Source organism: Vibrio sp. QJM3NY_39 (genome assembly GCF_057785895.1).
Genome location: NZ_CM173505.1, coordinates 3067368 through 3090537, shown reverse-complemented (window position 1 = coordinate 3090537; position 23170 = coordinate 3067368). Strand labels below are relative to the sequence as shown.

Annotated in this window: 16 protein-coding genes and 1 other annotated feature; of the genes, 10 read left to right on the top strand and 6 right to left on the bottom strand. The window is 44.7% G+C overall.

What is annotated here, in order from left to right; all coding sequences use genetic code 11:
• Positions 1-295: 295 nt before the first annotated feature.
• A complete protein-coding gene (locus AC3CHU_RS13725) occupies positions 296-1765 on the bottom strand; it encodes a glutamate synthase subunit beta (RefSeq protein ID WP_004734985.1) in 1470 nt (489 codons plus the stop codon).
• Positions 1765-6312 (bottom strand): glutamate synthase large subunit, encoded by a 4548-nt coding sequence (gltB, locus tag AC3CHU_RS13720; RefSeq protein WP_004734986.1) that lies wholly within the window; start codon positions 6310-6312, stop codon positions 1765-1767. The genes AC3CHU_RS13725 and gltB overlap by 1 nt, the downstream gene beginning before the upstream one ends.
• A gap of 530 nt (positions 6313-6842) precedes the next feature.
• On the opposite strand from gltB, the gene mnmL reads away from it, so the two are divergent.
• The 4 genes from mnmL (at position 6843) to AC3CHU_RS13700 (ending at position 12683) form a co-directional block, all read left to right on the top strand.
• Positions 6843-7796 (top strand): tRNA modification radical SAM protein MnmL/YtqA, encoded by a 954-nt coding sequence (mnmL, locus tag AC3CHU_RS13715; protein WP_488524745.1) that lies wholly within the window; start codon positions 6843-6845, stop codon positions 7794-7796.
• A 91-nt stretch (positions 7797-7887) separates the two neighbouring features.
• Entirely contained in the window at positions 7888-9639 is a 1752-nt protein-coding gene (locus AC3CHU_RS13710; protein ID WP_017077703.1) for a sensor domain-containing diguanylate cyclase, read from the top strand.
• Between the two features lie 151 nt (positions 9640-9790).
• A complete protein-coding gene (arcB, locus tag AC3CHU_RS13705) occupies positions 9791-12232 on the top strand; it encodes an aerobic respiration two-component sensor histidine kinase ArcB (RefSeq protein ID WP_171328941.1) in 2442 nt (813 codons plus the stop codon).
• Between the two features lie 7 nt (positions 12233-12239).
• Positions 12240-12683: a hypothetical protein gene (locus tag AC3CHU_RS13700; RefSeq protein WP_004734990.1), complete on the top strand. Its 444-nt coding sequence runs from the start codon at positions 12240-12242 to the stop codon at positions 12681-12683.
• A 204-nt stretch (positions 12684-12887) separates the two neighbouring features.
• Here the strand turns inward: AC3CHU_RS13700 and arcA are convergent, their stop codons facing one another.
• Positions 12888-13604: a two-component system response regulator ArcA gene (gene arcA, locus AC3CHU_RS13695; RefSeq protein WP_004741534.1), complete on the bottom strand. Its 717-nt coding sequence runs from the start codon at positions 13602-13604 to the stop codon at positions 12888-12890.
• Positions 13605-13976: 372 nt separating this feature from the next.
• Positions 13977-14135: a hypothetical protein gene (locus AC3CHU_RS13690; RefSeq protein WP_004734992.1), complete on the bottom strand. Its 159-nt coding sequence runs from the start codon at positions 14133-14135 to the stop codon at positions 13977-13979.
• 47 nt (positions 14136-14182) lie between these two features.
• Here AC3CHU_RS13690 and AC3CHU_RS13685 point away from each other — a divergent pair, with 47 nt between their 5' ends.
• Positions 14183-14668, top strand: coding sequence for a putative 4-hydroxy-4-methyl-2-oxoglutarate aldolase (locus tag AC3CHU_RS13685; protein WP_004734993.1), 486 nt, complete (start codon positions 14183-14185; stop codon positions 14666-14668).
• Between the two features lie 29 nt (positions 14669-14697).
• Here AC3CHU_RS13685 and AC3CHU_RS13680 read toward each other — a convergent pair whose 3' ends face one another.
• Positions 14698-15174: a ribonuclease regulator gene (locus AC3CHU_RS13680; RefSeq protein WP_488524744.1), complete on the bottom strand. Its 477-nt coding sequence runs from the start codon at positions 15172-15174 to the stop codon at positions 14698-14700.
• 316 nt (positions 15175-15490) lie between these two features.
• Positions 15491-15609: a sequence feature (Thr leader region), on the top strand.
• Positions 15610-15638: 29 nt separating this feature from the next.
• On the opposite strand from AC3CHU_RS13680, the gene thrA reads away from it, so the two are divergent.
• Genes thrA through thrC form a run of 3 tightly spaced genes read left to right on the top strand, consistent with a single transcriptional unit; the run spans position 15639 to position 20352 of the window.
• Complete coding sequence (gene thrA, locus AC3CHU_RS13675) at positions 15639-18098, top strand: bifunctional aspartate kinase/homoserine dehydrogenase I (protein WP_488524743.1); 2460 nt, start codon at positions 15639-15641, stop codon at positions 18096-18098.
• A gap of 17 nt (positions 18099-18115) precedes the next feature.
• A complete protein-coding gene (gene thrB, locus AC3CHU_RS13670; protein WP_004734996.1) occupies positions 18116-19072 on the top strand; it encodes a homoserine kinase in 957 nt (318 codons plus the stop codon).
• Entirely contained in the window at positions 19069-20352 is a 1284-nt protein-coding gene (gene thrC / locus AC3CHU_RS13665; RefSeq protein ID WP_004734997.1) for a threonine synthase, read from the top strand. Before thrB ends, thrC begins: the two co-directional genes overlap by 4 nt.
• A gap of 78 nt (positions 20353-20430) precedes the next feature.
• Here thrC and grcA read toward each other — a convergent pair whose 3' ends face one another.
• The gene (grcA, locus tag AC3CHU_RS13660) at positions 20431-20808 is read right to left on the bottom strand and encodes an autonomous glycyl radical cofactor GrcA (protein WP_488524742.1); all 378 of its coding nucleotides are present in this window, start codon (positions 20806-20808) and stop codon (positions 20431-20433) included.
• A gap of 326 nt (positions 20809-21134) precedes the next feature.
• Between grcA and nfo the strand changes: the two genes are divergently transcribed.
• Both nfo and ung read left to right on the top strand, forming a co-directional pair.
• A complete protein-coding gene (nfo, locus tag AC3CHU_RS13655; protein WP_488524741.1) occupies positions 21135-22043 on the top strand; it encodes a deoxyribonuclease IV in 909 nt (302 codons plus the stop codon).
• Positions 22044-22440: 397 nt separating this feature from the next.
• Positions 22441-23121, top strand: coding sequence for a uracil-DNA glycosylase (gene ung, locus AC3CHU_RS13650; protein WP_488524740.1), 681 nt, complete (start codon positions 22441-22443; stop codon positions 23119-23121).
• Positions 23122-23170 lie beyond the last annotated feature (49 nt).

The window sequence follows — 23170 nt, the reverse complement described above, 5'->3', positions numbered from 1 at the left end:
GTTTTATTTTCACCAGCTTTACAACGTATAGCTAATTGTGTTTAAGGTCAAGTTCATGGTTAATTATCATGCGTAAACGCGATTAACCACGTAATAATCTAAAATAGTAGAATGATATCAAAGGGATATAAAAGGTAGGTGTTAATGGGATTTAACATGTGCAACGAAGGGAATGTCCCAGGAGCCGTAAGGTAGATAGAAAAAAGGCTAGCATCGAGTGCTAGCCAAACATAAAAGTTAGGAAGGGTGTTGCTTTTCCTCTAGGCTAACGTCATCGACGTTAGCCCGAGAAATATTATGCGGAAAGCATGAGTGAATCAGCTTTCGCTTCTAAGTTTGAGTTACCCATTAAGAAGTCATCAATGGCAATTGCACATTCACGACCTTCATTAATACAACGTACAACCAGAGACTGACCAGTACGCATATCACCAGCAGCGAAAACGCCCTTCTGGTTCGTCGCAAAACCTTCAGAAGCGACGTTACCGCGCTCGTCCAGTTTAATGTCTAGTTGAGCAAGCACGCCTGTAGGCTCTGGGTGTAAGAAGCCCATTGCAAGGAATGCCATGTCACATGGAATAACACGTTCAGAGTTCGCTACTTCATCAAAACCTGGACGTTCGCCTGGTTTTGCGTCTTGCCAAACGATGTCAGCGATACGTAGACCCGTTACTTGACCTTGATCGTCGCTAATGAACTCTTTGGTTAAGATGTTCCAATGACGTTCACAACCTTCTTCGTGAGAAGTGGTGGTTTTCATGATCATTGGGTATTGAGGCCAAGGCATATTTGCAGGGCGTTTCTCTGGTGGGATCGGCATGATCTCAACCTGAGTAATGCTTGCTGCTTTATGACGGTTTGATGTGCCTACACAGTCAGAGCCCGTATCACCACCACCGATAACCACAATGTGCTTATCTTTAGCGTGAAGCTCTTCTGTTTTTAGGTCTAAGTCGTTGGCACGGCGGTTGTTTTGACCAAGGAATTCCATGGCAAAGTGAACGCCTTTCAGCTCACGACCTGGGATTGGCAAGTCACGTGGAACCGTAGAACCACCTGTTAGCAATACCACATCAAACTCTTGGCGTAGCTGTTGAGCATTAACATCAACACCGATGTGTTGGTTCACTTTAAACTCAACGCCAGCTTCAGCCATTAGGTTGATCTTACGATCAATTACGTCCATACCCAGTTTGAAATCTGGGATACCGAAGCGAAGTAGACCACCCACTTTCTCGTCACGTTCAAATACCGTTACCGAGTGACCTGCACTGTTTAGCTGTTCAGCTGCGGCTAAGCCTGCTGGGCCTGAACCGATAACTGCGACAGTTTTCCCTGTGCGAGAGCGTGGTGTTTTAGGCTTTGCGTACCCTTCACGGTACGCAGTTTCTACAATCGTTTTCTCTATATTACAGATAGTGATTGGGTCTTGGTTGATGCCAAGAACACAGGCACTTTCACAAGGAGCAGGACAAACACGACCTGTAAACTCAGGGAAGTTATTGGTAGAGCTAAGAATGTTCCAAGCCTCTTCCCAGCTGTCGCGATAAACAGCGTCATTGAATTCTGGGATGATGTTACCAATCGGACAGCCGTTGTGACAGAAAGGTACGCCACAGTCCATACAACGAGATGCTTGAGTATTGATCTTTTCACCAAACTCTTCGTTAAGTACGAACTCTTTGTTGTCTTCAATTCGAACTGACGGGTCGAGCTTCTTTGGAAGCTCACGACCGTGTTCTAAAAATCCAGTAGGCTTACCCATTATACTGCCTCCACTTCTTCCGTTTGTGCCTGTTGTGCTTCAGCTTTACGCTTTTGAAGAACCGCTTTGTAGTCGCGTGGCATTACTTTAACTAGCGATGCAACACTTGCTTCAAAGTTGTCTAGGAAAGACTGAGCAACTTCACTTCCTGTGAATTCAACATGCTTAGTTAGCATATCTAGTAGAAGATCTTTATCTTCTTGTTCAATTGGATCTAGGTCTACAAGTTCTGCGTTGAGCTTAGTCTCGAAGTCACCTGCTTTATCCCAAACATAAGCGACACCGCCACTCATACCTGCTGCAAAGTTACGACCTGTTGAACCAAGGATAATTGCTGCGCCACCTGTCATGTATTCACAACCGTGGTCACCAACACCCTCAACAACAACCTTCGCGCCAGAGTTACGAACACAGAAACGTTCGCCAGCCATACCGCGAATGAAAGACTCACCAGAGGTTGCACCGTAGAAACATACGTTACCCACCACGATGTTATCTTCAGCAACGATAGTAGATCTTGCATCTGGGTACAGTACCAACGTACCGCCAGACAGACCTTTACCCCAGTAATCGTTCGCGTCGCCTTCTACTTCGAACTTAACGCCTTTCGCAAGGAACGCACCGAAAGATTGACCAGCACTACCGTGGAACTTAACGTTCATTGGCTGTGGTAAACCTTGGTCTTTGTAAACCTTCGAGATTTCGTTCGACAGCATCGTGCCTGCTGAACGGTCCGTGTTGATGATAGGGAACTGAGCGGTAACCGCTTCACCTTTCTCAAGCGCTGGGATTGCAGCCTGAATCAACTTACGGTCTAGAACATCTTCAAGATTATGATTCTGTGTTGTCTGGTTGTAGATACCATCTTCTGCACGAGCCTGCTCAATGTGCAGTACCGGTGTTAGATCTAGGTTCTTGTACTTCCAGTGACCGATGTCATCACGAACTTTAAGTTTGTGTGATTGACCAACCATCTCATCGATAGAACGGAAGCCAAGTTCAGCCATTACTTCACGTAGACCTTCAGCCATGTATTGGAAGAAAGTGACTACGTCTTCTACGCGGCCGTCGAAACGCTCACGAAGAGTTTTGTTCTGTGTTGCGATACCAACAGGACATGTATTCTTGTGACACTTACGCATCATGATACAGCCTTCAACAACTAGAGCAGCTGTAGCTACGCCCCATTCTTCAGCGCCAAGTAAGGTTGCGACTGCAAGGTCACGTGGTGTTTTCATCTGACCATCAGACTGAACAACGATACGGTTACGTAGGCCGTTTTTCAGTAGTGTTTGGTGCGTTTCCGCTAGACCCAGCTCCCAAGGCAGACCGGTGTGACGGATAGAAGACATCGGAGATGCACCCGTACCACCATCAAAACCTGCGATAAGTACTACGTCAGCTTTCGCTTTTGCTACACCTGATGCAATCGTACCTACGCCAGCTTCTGATACTAGCTTTACGTTGACACGGCCATTACGGTTCGCGTTTTTCAGATCGTAGATCAGCTGAGCCAAATCTTCGATTGAGTAGATATCGTGATGTGGCGGTGGAGAGATAAGACCTACGCCCGGAGTCGAGTGACGCGTTGCGCCGATCCAATCATCAACCTTATCACCAGGTAGTTGACCACCTTCGCCAGGTTTCGCACCTTGAGCCATCTTGATTTGCAGCTCATCAGCGTTAGATAGGTAGTAAGACGTTACACCAAAGCGACCAGAAGCCACCTGTTTGATTGCTGAACGTTCCCAGTCGCCATTTTCTTTACGCTCGAAACGTGCTGGGTCTTCACCACCTTCACCTGAGTTCGACTTCGCGCCAATGCGGTTCATTGCAACAGCGAGTGTTGAGTGAGCCTCATGCGAGATTGAACCGAAGCTCATTGCGCCTGTTGCGAAACGCTTAAGGATTTTCTCAATAGGTTCTACTTCCGCTAGAGGAATAGAGCCTGCTGGGTTCTTGATGAAATCAAGTTGGCTACGTAGTGTTGCTGCGTTGTCGCCTTGAGCATCAACGGCGTTCGCGTACTTCTTGAATTGACCGTAATCTTTGTTACGCGTCGATTCTTGAAGTAGAGAAATGGTTTCTGGGTTGAATAAGTGCTTCTCACCACGTTGTTTCCACTGGTAAACACCACCAACATCAAGAACTTGAGCTGGGATTTCACGAGCAGGGTAACCAACACGGTGACGAACCAGTACTTCTCGTGCGATATCGTCGATCGTTAGACCTTGGATACGAGAAACAGTACCTGTGAAGTATTTTTCAACCACTGATTTGCTAACACCAAGTGCTTCAAAGATTTGAGCGCCGTGGTAAGACTGCAGCGTAGAGATACCCATCTTCGAGAAGATCTTCAGTAGACCGCCGTTAACACCCTTACGGTAGTTATCGAATAACTCACGTGGATGAACGTTTGGATCTAGCTTCTTAGTACGTTGCAGTTCAACAATCGTTTCGATAACTAGGTATGGGTTAACTGCGTTTGCACCGTAACCAATTAAGGTTGCAAAGTGGTGTGTCTCACGAGCGTCGCCCGTTTCAACCACGATGTCACACTTAGCACGTAGCCCTTTACGGATTAGGTGGTGGTGAACCGCGCCAACCGCCAGCATTGCTGGGATAGCGGCATGGTTTGAGTTAACCGCACGGTCAGTCAGTAGAATGATAGAGTAACCATCAATAACCGCATCTTCCGCATATTGGCAGATACGTTTAAGTGCGCGCTCTAACTTACCTTGGTCTCCGTTCGCTTGGAATACGATATCCAGCGTCTTCGACTGAAGGTGCTCATTATCGATTGCACGCAGTTTTTCTAGCTCAGAGTTAGAAAGAACAGGAGACTCAAGTTCTACTTTTTGACAGTGTTCAGGTGTTTCAGCAAGTAGGTTCTGATCTTTACCTAGGTAAGTGTTCAGAGACATAACCATACGCTCACGAATCGGGTCGATCGGCGGGTTAGTTACTTGTGCAAACAGCTGTTTGAAGTAGTTTGAAAGGTGCTGCGATTGATGAGAAAGAATCGCGAGCGGCCAGTCAGCACCCATTGCAGAAAGTGGCTCGTAGCCTGTTTTTGCAAGAGGGAGAATGATTTCGTTTACTTCTTCAGAGCTCACACCAAACGATTGTTGTTTGTGTAGCAGTTTCTCTGGAGAAGGTTGGTTAAACTCGTTGCTCGCATCTGGTAGCTTTTTCAGGCTCAGAAGGTTCTCTTCAACCCATTTCTCGTAGGGTTGCGATTTAGCGATACCGTCTTTCACTTCTTCATCAGAAATGATGCGGCCTTGCTCAAGGTCAGCAACGAAGATACGGCCAGGTTGCAAACGACCACGATATTCAACGTTTTCAGGTGCGATCTCAACAACACCAGACTCAGACGCCATCACTAGGAAGTCGTCTTTAGTTACTGTGTAGCGAGAAGGGCGCAGACCGTTACGGTCAAGCGTTGCACCAACTTGAACACCATCGGTGAAACATACTGACGCTGGGCCATCCCATGGTTCCATTACGTTCGCGTGGTACTGGTAGAACGCACGACGAGTTGGATCCATGTTTTTGTTTTCTTGCCATGCTTCCGGGATCATCATCATCAACGCATGTGGCAGAGTTCGACCTGAAAGAACAAGTAGCTCCAGCGCCATATCGAAGTTTGATGAGTCTGAGCTACCTTCTTGACAGATAGGAAGCAGCATGTCGATTTCAGCTTGTGTAAACAGATCCGATTCTAGGATTGCTTCACGTGCTTTCATCCAGTTCAGGTTGCCGCGAACCGTATTGATCTCGCCATTGTGCGCGATGTAACGGAAAGGCTGAGCTAGACGCCAACGTGGGAATGTATTGGTAGAGAAGCGAGAGTGTACCAGTGCTAGAGCTGTCACCATAGTTGGGTTTTGCAGGTCTAGGAAGTACTGAGGAACTTGTTCAGTTGTTAGCTGACCTTTGTACACCAATGTCTTGTAAGACATAGAGTTGATGTAGAAGTCATCACCGATATTTGAAACGCTTTCTAGGCATACACGAACCGTGTAGTTACGTAGAACATACAGTTTACGCTCAAGCTCTTCTGGTGTGATACCAGGGCCGCCAGAAATAAATACGTGTTCAAATTGAGGTTCAGTGCTTAATGGGTCAGCACCAATCATTGAATTGTCAGTTGGAAGTTCACGGTAGCCGATAACTTCTAACTCAAGGCGTTGTGCATTGCGTTCTAGAATGTCACGACACTGTGCACGTTTGTATTCATCTTTAGGGAAAAGTACAACACCAACACCATATTTTTCAAAAGATGGCAGTTTAATTCCAAGCTTTACGGCTTCTTCTAGTAAGAATTCGTGCGGCTTCTGTAGCAGGATACCTGCACCATCACCAGAACACGGATCGCAGCCTTGGCCGCCACGGTGTTCCATACGTGCAAGCATATCGAGTGCTTGAGTTACTACATCATGAGATTTGCGATTCTTTAGATGCGCAACAAAACCGATACCACAAGCGTCATGCTCCAATTCAGGAGTATACAGACCCTGTGAGTTCTGCTCTTGATCTACCATAGATACATCCTTCCAGTTAAATCTAGGCGCAACTTATTTGTATTAAGTTAGCCTTGTCCTTTTATATTTATGGGTCTAAACCTGCCTATGCTGGCGGTTTGAATCCTTTCCGTATCTCGCAGGAAAAGTATTGCGAGAAAAACAATCCTTAGTGATATCCGTTTATTTTTAGCCACAAACTAGTGGTTTATATAGGTGGGATATGGGTATCACCGACTTATTGGCAAGTTTTAGGTGTAAGTAAATACTCAAAAATAGCCAATATGTGTAAGTATCCTACAATTTTGTCTAGGCGAATTGCAATGAAAGTTGGTCCATGTAGACCATTTTTTTCGTTTTATTTTGAATTTAATGTCTAACAAATGTGCAACATTAGGCAAATAGAGCCGATTTTTTGCATGTTTATTGATATTTGATAGGTTGCTCGCAAAAAGCCTTGCGTAAACTAATTGGTCGAATTTTGCAGGGATGTAATTTTTTTTCAGAAAAAGACTGAGATTCATTTTTATTTACTTGAGCACTTTGAAAATATGCAATTACACGAGTTGGTTAATACTATCGGCCAAGACCTTCAACGTCGTTATGGCGAAAAGGTTCACAAGCTGACACTTCATGGTGGTTTTAGCTGCCCAAATCGAGACGGCACAATCGGTCGCGGTGGTTGCACTTTTTGCAATGTGGCGTCTTTTTCCGACGAACAAACTCAGATTCAAAGTATTGCCGATCAATTAAAAGACCGTGCGGGTGAGATTGCCCGTGCTAAGAAGTATCTTGCTTACTTTCAGGCATACACTAGCACTTATGCTGAAGTGCAGGTGCTCAAGAATATGTACGAAGAAGCCCTTAAAGCTCCGGGTGCCAATATTGTTGGCCTTTGCGTTGGTACAAGACCCGATTGCGTGCCTGATTCTGTATTGGAACTGCTGTCGGGTTACGTGAAACAAGGCTACGAGATTTGGCTAGAGCTCGGACTACAAACGGCCAATGATAAAACCCTCAAGCGAATTAACCGTGGCCACGATTTCGCGGTGTATGAAACGATCACTCGGCGTGCTCGTGCTTTGGGGATCAAGATATGTACCCACCTTATTGTTGGCCTGCCAAAAGAAACCAAAGCGGACAACCTTGAAACTTTAGATAAGGTATTAGCCGTTGGCACCGACGGTATTAAGCTGCACGGGCTCCATATAGTAGAGGGCAGTACCATGGCTAAGGCGTGGAAGGCCGGAAAGCTAGAAGCACCAAACCTTGAGGAGTACATTGATATCGCGACTGAGGTGATTCAACGTACTCCAGCAAACGTGGTTTATCACCGAGTATCTTCTGCGGCACGACGCCCGACGTTACTCTCTCCTTTGTGGTGTGAGAACCGTTGGTTAGCGATGACTGAGATTGGCCGTTCGCTTGATAAAACTGGCGCACAAGGCATCAAAACTGGCTCTGCATTCGAGTACACGCTGCCCGTTTTAAACGCGGTCAATTGATAGGAAATGGTGACTGTCGGTAACAGCAGATAAAACCAAAAAATAGTGGTAACATTTCCCTCACAGATTTTATGGTATAGATTGAGAGTAAATGGAACTGGTAATGACTTGGTTGTGGGACAGGGCGTATGGCTACGGTATTTATATCGTTGTTGTATTGCTGATTGCTCTCATCTGCTGGCATCTTTATTCACGTTATCAGTCGCATCTTGAAAAACTTCTACTCGCTACTCCATCGCCACTCTACTTTGTTGATGTTCGAAGTGGAGAGATCTTATATGCCAATCGCCAAGCTATGCAGCTGCTTGGTATTCGCCAAATTGGCGTTAACTTTCGATTCCCTACCGTTGAAAGCGAGAATAGCTTTCGTCATTACTTAACCAATCACATCAACTCTCGATCATTTGAGCAGGTCTCACTGTGGGCGCTGTCTGAATTTGAGTCCTTTAAGATCAATTTGGTTGGTCGCAGGATCCGTTTTAGAAGTAAGAAAGCGTGGATGATTCACGCATCACCGTATAAAAATACAGATGAAGAGGTGTCCCAAGAAGTTCGTGAGCTTAATGTCGCGCGTACCGCTTTGGATTCTTTATCTGAGCTGATTTATGTAAAAGATCAAAAGGGTGAGTTGGTGACGAGTAATCGCTCGTTTAAAAAGTTTTGGCATGGTCGCTCAGAAGAGGGCACTTTGAGTGTTTCTGGCGGGGCTTTAAAAGGTCGAGTCAGTGAACGTTCGTGGACAACGGATCAAGACGGTAAGGGTTGCTTGCTTGAAACCTACCAAAGTGTCTTGCTCTCGCAAGATGGATCAACCATAGGCACGCTCTCAATTAGCCATGATGTGACCGATTGGCACGACATGCAGCAAAAGTTGCGCGGCGAAATGGAAAAGCGAAAAGATACCGAAGTCGCGCTCGCCCAACGTGACACCATCCTCCAAAACATCTTGGAAGCGAGCCCTGACTCGATTGGTATCTTCAACGAAAATATGGTTTACCAAGCGTGTAATAAGCCATTTGTGGCAGCGCTGGGTATCTCGGAAGTGAGTGATTTGGTCGGTAAGCGCCTGCAAGATGTGGTGCCTAATAGTATGTATATGCGTATTTCAGACACCGACCACCAAGTGCTTCATCAAGGTAAGTCATTACGCTATATCGATAAGGTCGTCTCTAGTGATGGCGAATACACTTGGTATGATGTGGTGAAATCACCGTTTAGAGATCTGGCATCAAGCACTAATGGTGTATTGATCATGGCGCGTGATATTACAGAACGTTACCTTGCGGAGCAGAAACTTGAAGAAGCCAACCTTGAGCTTGAGCGTCTTAGCTTTATGGACAGCTTGACTCAGGTTTCCAACCGCCGTCGCTTTGATGAGCAGCTTTCGACGCTGTGGCATTATCATGTGCGTGAGAAATTGCCACTGACGATTATGCTGTGTGACATCGATTTCTTTAAAGGTTACAACGATTTTTACGGGCATCAACAAGGTGATGATGCTCTGATCCAAGTCTCTCAGGCATTTAAGCAGGTGCTGAACCGTTCATCGGATTGTGTGGCTCGTTACGGTGGTGAAGAGTTCGGCTTTATTCTACCTAATACCACGGCTGAGGGTGCTCAGCTGGTGGCACAGCGTATCCATGACGGGATCCTTAAATTGGAACTGGCGCATGAGAAATCGAATGTCTCTGAATTCATCACGGTGAGTATTGGTATTATCTCTTACATTCCGACACCTGATGATGAAATGGATTCGGCGGTTGCCTTGGCTGACAGTGCGTTGTATCAAGCTAAATCTGACGGTCGAAACCGTTCTATGGTGCATCCTTCCTCAATTCGATAAGCACATTTATCTCTTGCTGCCCCTCTATTTATCCCACTTATCTGTTTTAAACAATATAACTGTAGCTCTCTTGCTGCGTGTGATGTAGCTAGCTTACCTCCTCTCTTTAAACAGGGTAGAATATTGCTAGTCTTATCGCATGGAGCGTTAAATGAAACCCATGAAAAATCTCGCTCAGTATTACGTGGATCTACTCGTAAAACTGGGGATTGTCCGCTTTTCTATCTTACTCGCCTTAGCGCTTGTAGCCCTCGCAGTTGTTGTGCAAGTGGGTATTACCCTCGCACTCAAAGGTAATGTTGATGATATCGACATTGTCCGTTCGGTTTTCTTCGGTTTAGTGATCACGCCTTGGGCGGTTTATTTCCTATCAGTGGTCGTTGATCAGCTGGAAGAGTCTCGTCAAAGGTTGGCGAAATTGGTCTCTAAGCTTGGTGACATGCGAGAGCGAGATCAAGAGCTCAACAATAAACTGCAACTCAATATCGAGAAGCTTAATCAAGAAATTGAAGAGCGTGAAAAAGCGGAAGAAGCGCGTGCAGAAGCAATGCACGATCTCGAAAATGAGGTGTTCCAGCGTGAGCGAACTCAGCTTGAACTTGCAGAGCGTACGGCACTGCTACGCTCATTTATTGATGCCTCTCCTGATCTTATTTACTATCGCAATGAAGATGGTGTGTTTTCTGGTTGTAACCGTGCAGTTGAAGAGCTTACTGGCAAGACAGAAAAAGATCTCGTTGGCTTAACGCCTTGGGATGTGTATAGCAAAGAGATCGCTCAACAAGTTGTTGAAACCGATAAGAAGGTATTTGCTGACAACCAAGCGCTGACTTATGACCAATGGTTGGAATACCCTGATGGTCGTAAGAGCTACTTCGAACTGCGTAAGGTGCCTTTCTACAGTAAAGAAGGTCGTCACTTGGGCTTGGTCGGTTTTGGCCGTGATATTACTGAGCGTAAAGAGCACCAAGAGTCACTGGAGAAAGCCAGTCGTGATAAGACCACCTTTATCTCAACCATTAGCCACGAGTTAAGAACGCCGCTCAATGGCATCATCGGTTTGAGTCGTATGTTGTTGGATAGCCAACTGACGACCGAGCAGCGCAAGCAGATGCAAACCATCAAGGTGAGCGCGGTGACATTGGGTAATATCTTTAACGATATTATCGATATGGACAAATTTGATCGTCGTAAACTTGAGTTATTCCCAACTCCGCTCAACTTTGAAGATTTCGTTGTCGAGATCGAGAGTATTTCTGCGTTAATGGCAGAGCAAAAAGGGTTAAGGTTTGATCTTGAAAGGTTATCGGATCTTCCTGCTGCGGTCGAAGTGGATGGTACTCGTCTTAGACAGGTGTTGTGGAACCTTGTTAGTAATGCCATGAAGTTCACCAAAGATGGTGGTGTGGTGATGACAGTCAGCGCTGAAGTTGATGGCGACTTTGCCAACATCACCATGGAAGTAGAAGACACCGGAATTGGTATTCCTGAAAGTGAAATTGAGAAGATCTTCGCGATGTACTACCAGGTGAAGTCGGGAACAGATAATCTACACGCTGTCGGTACCGGAATTGGTCTTGCCGTGTCTCAACAGCTGATCAATATGATGGATGGTCACATTGAAGTCACCAGTGAAGAGGGCTTTGGTAGTACCTTTACAGTTTCGATTCGAGTGCCTGTTAATCACGATACTCAGGCTCTGATCAAAACGCCAAGAAAGCAGTCCAACCTCAAGATCTTCATGGTCGAAGATATTGAGCTTAATATCACAGTAGCTCGCTCTCTACTTGAAAGCCTTGGTCATGAAGTGACAGTCGTAATGACGGGTAAAGAGGCGCAAATCGTTTTCAACCCGAAAGATTATGACTTGGTATTACTGGATATCCAGTTACCAGATATGACAGGCTTCGATATTGCTCAATACTACCGCGAGAAATACAGCAAGCTGCCGCCTTTGGTGGCATTAACCGCAAACGTATTAAACAACAAGCAAGAATACTTCCAGAAAGGCATGGACGAAGCGATCAGTAAACCACTGTCGGTTCGTGCAATCCAGGATGTCATCAGCGATCTTATCGAGGATGCGCCAGAGGTTATTGAGAAAGCCAAGGGTATTGATACAGCAAAGGATGTTGAAAAAGTAACCAGTGTTGAAAAAATAACAGGTGTTAAGAAAGTAACCGGTGCTGAGAAAGTAGTAGGTGTTAAAAAAGTAACAGCGAGTAAGCCTGCTCTTTCAACGATTGATACTACTTTGCTTGATATTGATATGCTAGAGTCTTATGTTGACATTGTCGGGTCGAAACCGGTTTTGGACAGCATCGTGATGTTTGAAGATATGATGCCGGAATATATGGAAATATTGAATTCCAACATGGTGGCGAAAGATCAAGACAGCATCGTTTCTGAAGCGCATAAGATTAAAGGTGCGGCAGGTTCAATTGGTCTGAAGCGCATACAGCAAGTTGCTCAGAAAGCTCAATCTCCAGATATGCCTGCGTGGTGGGAGAACATTTCAGATTGGGTTGATGAAATAAATAACGAATACCAGAATGACATTGAAGTATTAAAGAGTTGGTTAAATCAAAGGTAGAAGAATAATGAAAAAATTAGCATTCGCCGCATGTGTCGTGGCATTAGCGGGTTGTTCTGCACCACAAGTAGAGTGGCAGCAGGATAACCAAGTAGAAATATCTGCAGCGACAGTCACAATGAAAAGCAACCTGTGGCACAACAAGATGCCTACGATTGGAGAGGCTCAAGATAAGACTCTGCATGGTTCTATCTACCTAGAGTCTGACTCACAACTACCAGCAACGCTTGCGGTTGAGAGTGTGACGGTTAAACAGGGTGCGGATACCTTGTTGGTAACAGCTGACGATCTTGATTTAAGAACACACAGTGAAACTCAGTGGGAAGTCGCTTTTGTATGGCAGCTAGAGATCGATAGTGACAAACCTGTTGATGTTGCGATTGAACTCAAAGACGGCGAAACCGTGAAGTGGCTCGTCGAGAAAGACGTTAAGGTTGATACGGTTTACTAAAACCTTAGCGATCAATGAACAATAAAAAAGGGAGAATGCATTGGCATTCTCCCTTTTTAATCACTATTGATTACGCTTCGACTGTTAGAAGTACTATTGGTTTACAAGTACTATCAGTTTATAAGTACTAACGGTTTAGAAGTGCTATCGGTTTAGAACAGCTAACCGACTACAAGAACTAAACGGCCCGAAGCGCGAATCGAATTAGTCTTCTAGGTCACCACAAAAGCGGTAGCCTTCACCGTGAATCGTTGCGATGATTTCTGGCGTACCAGAAACAGACTCAAAGTGTTTACGAATACGACGGATTGTTACGTCTACAGTACGATCGTGTGGCTTAAGCTCACGGCCAGTCATCTTCTTAAGAAGGTCTGCACGTGTTTGGATCTTACCTGGGTTCTCACAGAAGTGAAGTAGAGCACGGAACTCTGAACGAGGTAGCTTGTAGCCTTCGCCATCTGGGCTAACCAGAGAACGACTGTTGATGTCTAGTACCCAACCATTGAACTCGTACTTCTCAACGCTACGCTTTTCTTCTTGAACAGAGCTTGTGCTCATTGAACGGTTAAGAAGGTTACGTGCACGAATAGTCAGTTCACGAGGGTTGAAAGGCTTAGTGATGTAGTCATCAGCGCCGATCTCTAGGCCAAGGATCTTATCAACTTCATTATCACGACCCGTTAAGAACATAAGCGCTACATTTGCTTGCTCACGTAGTTCACGCGCAAGTAGTAGGCCATTCTTACCAGGAAGGTTGATGTCCATAATTACAAGGTTAACTTGGTTGTCAGATAGCACTTGGTGCATCTCTTCACCGTCGCTAGCCTCAAAAACAGCATATCCCTCTGCTTCAAAAATACTCTTTAGAGTGTTACGAGTTACTTGCTCATCTTCAACGATAAGAATCTGCGGGGTTTGCATTTGGCGGTACCTAAATTTGTGACGAAACTGTGCTAATAGAATAAATTCTAGGCAAAAACATAACATACAGGTAATGTATTTTTGATGATAACTTAAAGTTTTCAAAAAAACACTTACTTCCAGCTATCTGCCTTCCTTGAAGTATTGCCCAATAACGTAGATCCAGTACGCCTTTCAATCATTCTGTTAGTGATTGCTGTGGATTCTATAATGTTAACAGCATGCTAACAACGCGAGAATGTTAATTCCATTCACTTTGTTGATTTACATCAATTGCCGTATCGCAACAAACTTTAATAGTATGGCTACAACTTGACCAATGTTATGGTGATTATTTAGCAGCAAAACTAGAATGATTATTCGAGATAGTTCTCACATCTCGCTTGCTAAAGACCAGATTTTGAACCAAGGAAGCTGAAAGCTGTCCTTAGAGTCTAGTAGATAAATATGCGCAATCAACTCTAATTCAATATTAAATTGAGCATAGAACAATGAAAACAAAGGATTAATTCTAACAACATATAAAAGCATAGAGGCACACCCGCATTAGACGGCAACGCCTTACTCACGGAGGATATATGCACGATATAACACCTGATTTGTGTGACGAGTTTGAAAGCAAAGTCACCCAACTGAACATGCCATTGCAGAACTTCGGTCAACGTGGCGCATTCTGGGGAAAAATTGTAACAGTTCGTTGTTATCACGATAATTCCAAGGTTCGCGAGGTTTTAGAGACTGACGGAAGTGGCAAAGTGCTCGTCGTAGACGGTAATGGCTCGTGTCAGAAAGCACTGCTTGGTGATCAATTGGCGATTCTAGCTATAGAAAACGGTTGGGAAGGCGTGATTGTGAATGGTGCGGTTCGTGATGTAGCGATGATGGCGCAGATGGATCTTGGTATTCAAGCGCTTGGGGCATCACCATTTAAAACCGAGAAGCACGGTGTTGGGCAAGTTAATGTCACGCTCACGGTACACAATCAACTGATTCAGCCTGGTGACTATATATATGCTGATTGGAATGGTGTGCTAATTTCAACGGAATTGTTGATTGAATCTTAACGGGCTTATCAATCACGAAATGAGATAGATTAGAAACGAAATCCTAATCCCACTTCAACACCTTGCTGCCACTCTTCATAATCAAGGGTGGCATGCAAATCTAGATTGTCGGTCAGTTGTACTCGGCTTGAAACCTCAGCAGCGACTGACTTTTCACTGTCCTCGGTTTCATCTTTATAAGTGTGCAGAGAACTGTTGAAAGAGACTCTCTCTGAGAATTGATAGCTGACACCACTCAAGAATCCACTCTCATATTTTAGTAAATCACTATTAATACGTGTACCAACATAAAGATCTACATCAGCAAACAGACTGTAAGAATAGCCACTATCGACTTTCCAAGTGTCAAAGCTTTCACTTGATGCATTTTGTGTTGAGATAAAAAACTTATGGGCAGAACGATCGATTTGACTGGGTAGCAAAGGCAAATTGTTTAACAGAGGTAGGCTGCTCGCTGAACAAACAACAGGCATAGCAAAGGCTAAAAGAATAAGTAATCTCTTCATTTCCCACTCCTGATGTCATTATTATTGTTCTTCGAACGTTATCGTTCAATTAAAGCACAAGATTTGTACGTTCGCTGCACAATCGATATAGCATTTTGTTATGGCTATATATGCAATGGGTTAACTTTGTTGTTCTGATATCAAACCCAACCTTTGAATTGTAGGCTTATAACCGCTGTTTTATCCCTGAAATGGCGGTTTGCTCTGAAAAATGGTGTGAATGTAAAAAAAAATCAACTTTTCATTGACGTGTAGTGCTAAAAATTGATACACGTAGAGTAAAGCACAAGCAGAGAATTTGATATGCAGCACGTAAGCCACCTAGTAATGACCACCACCATTATTATTACCGACATTCACATTGTTGGGGCAGGCTGCTAAGTAACGGATTTTAAAAAAAAGGCCTGTATCCAACAAGATACAGGCCTTTTTTTGTACCATTTTTATGACTTATGGAGAAAGGGATGCGCGTTTTAAAGTTTGGAGGTTCATCATTAGCTGATGCAGATCGTTTTTTACGAGCAGCAGATATCATCGCTAATAATGCCCAGCAAGAAGAGCTAGCCGTTGTACTATCGGCTCCAGGAAAAACAACCAATAAGCTGGTTGCTGTTATTGAAGCAGCACTAAAAAATGGTGAAGCAGACGTACAGATCACCGAGATCGAATCATCATTCGCTGCATTGTTTACAGAGATTCAAGCGGTATTGCCGTCAGTCGATGGCTCTGCATTTCAAGAGCAGGTCGATACCTCTCTTGCTCAACTTAAGCAGTTCGTGAATGGTATTAACCTACTGGGTATGTGCCCAAATCACGTAAATGCTCGCATCATCAGTAAAGGTGAGCGAATTTCAATCCAGTTGATGAAAGCGGTACTTGAAGCGAAAGGCCAACCGGCAAGCCTGATTGACCCAGTTCAATACCTATACGCTAAAGGTGACCACCTTGAAGCGATGGTCGATGTGGATGTTTCAACTCAGAACTTCCGTCAATCACCGCTTCCACAAGGTCACGTAAACATTATGCCGGGCTTTACGGCTGGTAATGAAAAAGGTGAGTTAGTAACGCTTGGTCGCAATGGCTCTGATTACTCAGCAGCGGTTCTAGCGGCATGTCTACGCGCTGATTGTTGTGAGATCTGGACAGATGTCGATGGTGTTTACAACTGTGACCCGCGTTTAGTGGATGATGCTCGTCTGCTTAAATCGTTAAGCTATCAAGAAGCGATGGAGCTTTCTTACTTCGGCGCTTCGGTTCTACATCCGAAGACTATCGCTCCTATCGCGCAATTCCATATTCCTTGCCTAATCAAAAACAGCTTTAACCCACAGGGTGCAGGCACTTTGATTGGCCAAGACACTGGCGAAGATAACCTAGCGATCAAAGGTATCACTACGCTAAGTGACCTAACCATGGTTAACGTATCTGGCCCAGGTATGAAGGGCATGGTAGGCATGGCGAGTCGTGTGTTTGGCGCGATGTCTTCTGCAGGCGTTTCTATCGTCCTTATTACTCAATCTTCTTCAGAGTACAGCATCAGCTTCTGTATTGAATCGGCTGACAAAGTGAAAGCGAAGCAAGTGCTGTCAGACGCGTTTGAACTTGAACTTAAAGATGGCCTATTAGAGCCTGTTGAGTTCATGGATGATGTTGCGATTGTGACGCTGGTGGGTGACGGTATGCGTACTTCACGTGGCGTTGCTTCTCAGTTCTTCTCTTCTTTAGCTGAAGTAAACGTCAACATCGTTGCTATCGCGCAAGGTTCTTCTGAGCGTGCGATCTCTGCGGTTATTCCTGAAGACAAAATCTCTGAAGCGATCAAAGCGTGTCACGAGAACCTATTTAACTCAAAGCACTTCCTTGACGTATTCGTTGTTGGTGTTGGTGGTGTTGGTGGTGAGCTTGTTGACCAGATCCAACGTCAACAAGGCAAACTGGCTGAAAAAGGCATCGTGATTCGCGTATGTGGTTTAGCAAACAGTAAAGGCTTGTTGCTAGATAGCGATGGTCTGCCGCTAGAGCAGTGGCGTGATCGCATGTCGAGCGCGACAGAAGAGTTTAGCTTAGCGCGCTTAAATGCACTTGTTCAACGTAACCACATTATCAATCCAGTATTGGTTGACTGTACGTCTAGCGAAGGCATTGCGGCGCAATACGCTGATTTCCTAGCGGCTGGTTTCCACGTGGTAACACCAAATAAGAAAGCAAATACAGCGAGCATGGCTTACTACCATCAGCTTCGTGAAGTTGCACGTAATTCACGTCGTAAGTTGATGTACGAGACAACAGTAGGCGCAGGTCTACCGGTCATCGAAAACCTACAGAACCTAATCTCTGCGGGTGATGAACTTGAGAAATTCAACGGCATTCTTTCTGGTTCACTGTCTTACATCTTCGGTAAGCTTGATGAAGGTATGACACTCAGTCAAGCAACCAATATTGCAAAAGATAACGGCTTTACTGAACCGGATCCTCGTGATGATTTATCGGGTATGGATGTGGCGCGTAAACTGCTTATTCTCGCTCGAGAAGCGGGCATGGCACTTGAGCTTGAAGATGTTGAAGTTGACCAAGCATTGCCACCGGGTTTTGATGATTCAGGCACGGTTGAAGAGTTTATGGCTCGCTTGCCAGAAGCGGATGCTTACTTCCAAGAACAGTCAGCGATCGCAGCAGAAGGAGGCAAAGTACTTCGTTATGTGGGTGAAATCGCCGATGGTAAGTGTAAAGTTCGTATTGCAGCTGTTGATGGCGACGACCCAATGTTCAAGATTAAAGATGGCGAGAACGCATTAGCATTCTACAGCCGTTACTACCAACCGATCCCTCTAGTATTACGTGGCTACGGTGCGGGTACTGAAGTTACAGCAGCAGGCGTATTCTCTGATGTGATGCGTACTCTTGGTTGGAAATTAGGAGTTTAGGAATGAGTTCAAGTGATATGGATGTTGTTGTTTATGCACCTGCATCAATCGGCAATGTCAGTGTAGGGTTTGATGTGCTGGGGGCAGCTGTGTCTCCAGTGGATGGCACGCTGCTCGGTGACCGAGTTATGGTTAAAGCAGGTGATGAATCATTCTCACTAAAAACAGCAGGCAGTTTTGTTTCTAAGCTGCCAACTGAAACCAAAGAAAACATTGTCTACGACTGCTGGGTTGTGTTCTCTAGAGAGCTTGATAAAAAAGGCGTTGCGGTTAAGCCTTTGGAAATGACACTAGAAAAGAACATGCCTATTGGTTCTGGTTTAGGTTCAAGTGCTTGTTCAATTGTTGCGGCACTGGATGCTTTAAACCGTTTTCATGGTCAGCCACTGAATGAAACTGAACTGCTTGCTCTGATGGGCGAAATGGAAGGTAAAATTTCAGGTGGCATCCACTACGATAACGTTGCACCCTGTTACCTTGGTGGTGTGCAATTAATGCTGGAAGAGTTAGGTATCATTAGTCAAGAAGTGCCATGTTTTGATGACTGGTACTGGGTAATGGCATATCCGGGCATTAAGGTTTCAACGGCAGAAGCTCGCGAGATTCTACCTTCTCAATATCGTCGCCAAGATGTCATTGCTCATGGTCGCCATTTAGCGGGTTTCATCCATGCTTGCCACTCTGGTCAGCCAGAGCTAGCAGCGAAGATGATCAAAGACGTGATTGCTGAACCATATCGTGAGAAACTGCTTCCAGGGTTTGCTGATGCGCGTAAATACGCAACCTCAGCTGGAGCGCTTGCTACTGGGATCTCCGGTAGTGGTCCAACTCTATTTAGCATTTGCAAAGAACAAGATGTCGCCGAGCGTGTTGCACGCTGGTTAGAACAAAATTACGTACAAAACGAAGAAGGATTCGTCCACGTTTGTCGCTTAGATAAGCAAGGTTCGATCGTTACAGGAAGTGAGTTATGAAGCTGTACAACATCAAAGAAAATGACGAGCAAGTCTCTTTTGGCCAAGCCGTTCGTCAAGGTCTAGGCCGCAATCAAGGTCTATTTTTCCCATCTGAACTGCCAAAGTTTGATGATATCGATGCGCTGCTAGCAGAGGACTTTGTCCCTCGTAGTTCAAAGATTCTTTCGGCTTTAATCGGCGATGAGCTACCAAAAGAACAGGTTGCTCAATTGGTAGATGCGGCGTTCCAGTTCCCTGCACCTATCAAGCAAGTAAAAGATGGTGTTTACGCGCTTGAGCTTTTCCACGGCCCAACACTCGCGTTTAAAGATTTTGGTGGCCGCTTTATGGCTCAATCTTTAGCAGCTGTTTCAGATGGTGGTCAAATCACTATTTTAACGGCAACATCAGGTGATACTGGTGCGGCGGTTGCGCACGCTTTCTACGGTATGGAAGACATCAATGTTGTGATCCTTTACCCGAAAGGCAAGATCAGCCCACTGCAAGAGAAGCTGTTTTGTACGCTAGGTAAGAACATCCATACTGTGGCGATCGATGGAGACTTTGATGCGTGTCAGGCGCTAGTGAAAGATGCATTTGACGATGCTGAGCTGCGTAAAGAGATTGGCCTTAACTCGGCAAACTCTATCAACATCAGCCGTTTAATGGCTCAGATCTGTTACTACTTTGAGGCGGCTTCTCAGCTGACTAAAGAGCAACGTGAGAACCTTGTTATCTCAGTACCAAGTGGTAACTTTGGTAACCTTACAGCAGGTCTACTTGCTAAAGCACTAGGCCTACCTGTGAAGCGTTTCATTGCTGCAACCAACGAAAATGACACGGTTCCTCGTTACCTAGAAACAGGGCAATGGGATCCAAAGCCAACGGTAGCAACAACATCAAACGCGATGGACGTGAGCCAACCAAACAACTGGCCTCGTATTGAAGAGCTTTGCCAACTGAAAGGTTGGGGCTTAGATACACTAGGTAAAGGTAAGGTATCTGACGAGCAAAGTGCTGAGTCAGTACGTGATCTAAAAGCACAGGGTTACCTATGTGAACCACATGGTGCGATTGCTTACCGTCTACTGGAAGAGCAACTGCAAGAGAACGAAACTGGTCTGTTCTTGTGTACTGCACACCCAGCGAAATTCAAAGAAGTGGTTGATGATATTTTAGGTACGGATATTGAACTGCCAGGCCCGCTAGCAAAACATGCGGCGATGGAGTTGTTATCTGAAGATCTTGATAATGATTTTGAAGCGCTAAAAGTAGTGCTTCGTCGAGTTCAACCGTAACGTACATCTGTATTGTTGAACAAATAAAAACGGCGCTCAATGAGCGCCGTTTTTGTATTCTAATTCAAGCTCTAAAAATTATAGAGACTCAGTGAACGTACGTGCGATAACGTCACGTTGCTGTTCAGTTGTTAGAGAGTTGAAACGTACAGCGTAACCCGATACACGGATAGTTAGCTGTGGGTAGTTCTCTGGGTTAGCAACTGCATCTTCTAACGTTTCACGCTTAAGAACGTTAACGTTTAGGTGTTGACCGCCTTCGATGCGTGGTGCTGCTTCGATTGCAACTTCACGGCTTTCGTAGTCGCCTAGGTCTGCAGATGAGATAACTTGGTCAGCTTCGAAACCTGCAGTAGCAACAACACAACGAGCTTCATTCTTTTCGTTGTCTAGTAGCCAGATTGAGTTTAGTAGGTCATCGTTTGCTGCTTTAGTAATTTGAATACCTTGGATCATAACTATCTCCTAGTCCACTGAATGTGGTTTGATTATGGTGTTAACTTTCGATTTTTGTTGAGCTGGGTAATATATACCTAATATCTGTAAGGTTAACATTGATTTAAGTCAAAAAACAACCAAAAACCATAATTTTACAAAGGTGATTATATTGAGGTAAATCAATAAAACCTTTGAAAACAAAGTAATTACAAAATATTTTAAAGTATAAAAAATATTTAACAGTCTTATTTGTTGTAAGTTTACTACATTTGTTGTGTTTTTATTGAACTACAAACGATACGACCCTTTATTTATTAAGCATTCTGAAAGTGTAAAGTGATTTAATGACAAACAATAATTCATCCTCAAAACCTCAAACCAATATTAAGTTTATTGGTGCTCATGTGTCTGCTGCTGGTGGTGTTGATCAAGCGCCAATGCGCGCAAGAGAGATCGGTGCCAATGCTTTTGCGCTGTTTACCAAAAACCAAAGACAGTGGGCAGCAAAGCCGCTGGAAGCGAAAACCATTAGTGCGTTTAAAGCCAACTGTAAGATGTTGGGCTTTAGTGCTGAGAATATTCTTCCTCATGACTCCTACCTTATTAACCTAGGAGCACCAGAAGAAGAGAAGCTAGAGAAATCGCGTGCGGCTTTTATTGATGAAATGGAGCGTTGTAATCAACTAGGACTCACGCTTTTGAATTTTCATCCTGGGAGTCATTTGAAGAAAATCTCAGAAAGCGAATGTTTGGCCAAGATCGCTGAGTCTATCAACTTGGCTCACCAAGCGGTGCCTGATGTAATTGCAGTGATTGAGAATACCTCAGGGCAGGGGACTAATCTGGGTTGGAGATTTGAGCACCTAGCAGAGATCATCGACCAAGTAGAAGATAAGTCGCGTGTCGGTGTGTGTTTAGATACTTGCCATACGTTTACGGCCGGTTATGACTTACGAACAAAAGAAGCGTGTGAGCATACTTTTGCTGAGTTCGAGCGCATTGTGGGTATGCACTATCTAAGAGCAATGCACATCAATGATTCAAAAGCTGAGTTTGCGAGCCGAGTCGATCGACATCATTCTTTAGGAAAAGGCGAGATTGGCTGGGATTGTTTTGAGTATATTGCCTCGGATTCTCGCTTTAATGGTATTCCTCTTATCTTGGAAACCATTGATTCGACGATCTGGAAAGATGAAATTCAACAACTTAGAATGTTCCATCGCTCAGCAACGGCAGTGAGCGAAGAAGCGTAATAATAGAGGGGGAAATTTATTTCCGTCTATTTCTAAAAATTGGCACCTTTCTTTCATAGTACTAAAGTGAATATGTAGTTCACGATGTCTTAGAGGAGGTGCCTTTATGTATTCAATCACCCAAACTTCAACTGTTGCTGTCGCACGCCGTTTACCAACACCAAACCGTCACGTGCATAACCACGGGCACCATCGTACACAGCAGAAAAGTGGTTAATCGAGATAAACACAACTTGAACTGATTATTATGATTCATCAACAAGTTAACCCTACACATCATGTTTATTGATAGCTGTATGAGGTATAACTAGAGCCTAATTTAGGACAGTTAGCCGATACAGCTATTTTTTTGTCTGGCGAAAGCCGCTAGAAACCTTGATGATTGGGAAGTAAAACGATGAGCGCACCAAAGACTTGGGAATCCATTATTAATGATGAACGTGACAAAGAGTACTTTCAGAGTGTGCTCGCGTTTGTTGAACAGCAACGCAATAGTGGGAAAACCGTCTACCCTCCTCAAGAGCAGGTGTTCAGTGCTTTTGATATGACGCCTTTTGAGTCTGTACGCGTGGTTATCCTTGGGCAAGACCCTTATCACGGTGCCAACCAAGCTCACGGCTTAGCATTCTCTGTGCTGCCTGGCGTTAAAATCCCACCGTCTCTACGTAATATCTACAAAGAACTCGCACAAGATATAGACGGCTTTGAGATCCCGAGTCATGGTTACCTCGACACTTGGGCATCTCAAGGGGTATTAATGTTGAATACGGTACTTACAGTAGAAGAGGCAAAAGCACACTCACATGCTAAGTGTGGTTGGGAAACCTTTACCGATGCCATCATTGCTGAGCTACATCAGCGTTCTGAGCCGATCATATTCTTACTCTGGGGCGCGCATGCCCAAAAGAAAGGCCAAGCTATTGATGAAAACAAGCATCATGTTTTGGTCGCTCCTCATCCATCGCCATTATCCGCCCGTCGTGGCTTCTTTGGTTGTCAGCATTTCTCAACAACCAACAAGCTACTTTCTTCTATGGATCAACAACCTATAGATTGGCGATTACCAACAGAGTTGTAGGTTGGTGGTTTTCTGAGCAGGGTCAAATCATAAATGAGTATCTTCGTAT

What these genes read in the sequence shown, in the direction of transcription:
- arcA (WP_004741534.1), bottom strand. Translation starts at nt 13,604, where the DNA reads ATGCAAACCCCGCAGATTCTTATCGTTGAAGATGAGCAAGTAACTCGT.
- ung (WP_488524740.1), top strand. Translation starts at nt 22,441, where the DNA reads ATGAGCGCACCAAAGACTTGGGAATCCATTATTAATGATGAACGTGAC.
- AC3CHU_RS13700 (WP_004734990.1), top strand. Translation starts at nt 12,240, where the DNA reads ATGAAAAAATTAGCATTCGCCGCATGTGTCGTGGCATTAGCGGGTTGT.
- AC3CHU_RS13680 (WP_488524744.1), bottom strand. Translation starts at nt 15,174, where the DNA reads ATGAAGAGATTACTTATTCTTTTAGCCTTTGCTATGCCTGTTGTTTGT.
- thrB (WP_004734996.1), top strand. Translation starts at nt 18,116, where the DNA reads ATGGATGTTGTTGTTTATGCACCTGCATCAATCGGCAATGTCAGTGTA.
- AC3CHU_RS13690 (WP_004734992.1), bottom strand. Translation starts at nt 14,135, where the DNA reads ATGCTTTTATATGTTGTTAGAATTAATCCTTTGTTTTCATTGTTCTAT.
- mnmL (WP_488524745.1), top strand. Translation starts at nt 6,843, where the DNA reads ATGCAATTACACGAGTTGGTTAATACTATCGGCCAAGACCTTCAACGT.
- AC3CHU_RS13685 (WP_004734993.1), top strand. Translation starts at nt 14,183, where the DNA reads ATGCACGATATAACACCTGATTTGTGTGACGAGTTTGAAAGCAAAGTC.
- thrC (WP_004734997.1), top strand. Translation starts at nt 19,069, where the DNA reads ATGAAGCTGTACAACATCAAAGAAAATGACGAGCAAGTCTCTTTTGGC.
- arcB (WP_171328941.1), top strand. Translation starts at nt 9,791, where the DNA reads ATGAAACCCATGAAAAATCTCGCTCAGTATTACGTGGATCTACTCGTA.
- nfo (WP_488524741.1), top strand. Translation starts at nt 21,135, where the DNA reads ATGACAAACAATAATTCATCCTCAAAACCTCAAACCAATATTAAGTTT.
- gltB (WP_004734986.1), bottom strand. Translation starts at nt 6,312, where the DNA reads ATGGTAGATCAAGAGCAGAACTCACAGGGTCTGTATACTCCTGAATTG.
- thrA (WP_488524743.1), top strand. Translation starts at nt 15,639, where the DNA reads ATGCGCGTTTTAAAGTTTGGAGGTTCATCATTAGCTGATGCAGATCGT.
- AC3CHU_RS13710 (WP_017077703.1), top strand. Translation starts at nt 7,888, where the DNA reads ATGGAACTGGTAATGACTTGGTTGTGGGACAGGGCGTATGGCTACGGT.
- AC3CHU_RS13725 (WP_004734985.1), bottom strand. Translation starts at nt 1,765, where the DNA reads ATGGGTAAGCCTACTGGATTTTTAGAACACGGTCGTGAGCTTCCAAAG.
- grcA (WP_488524742.1), bottom strand. Translation starts at nt 20,808, where the DNA reads ATGATCCAAGGTATTCAAATTACTAAAGCAGCAAACGATGACCTACTA.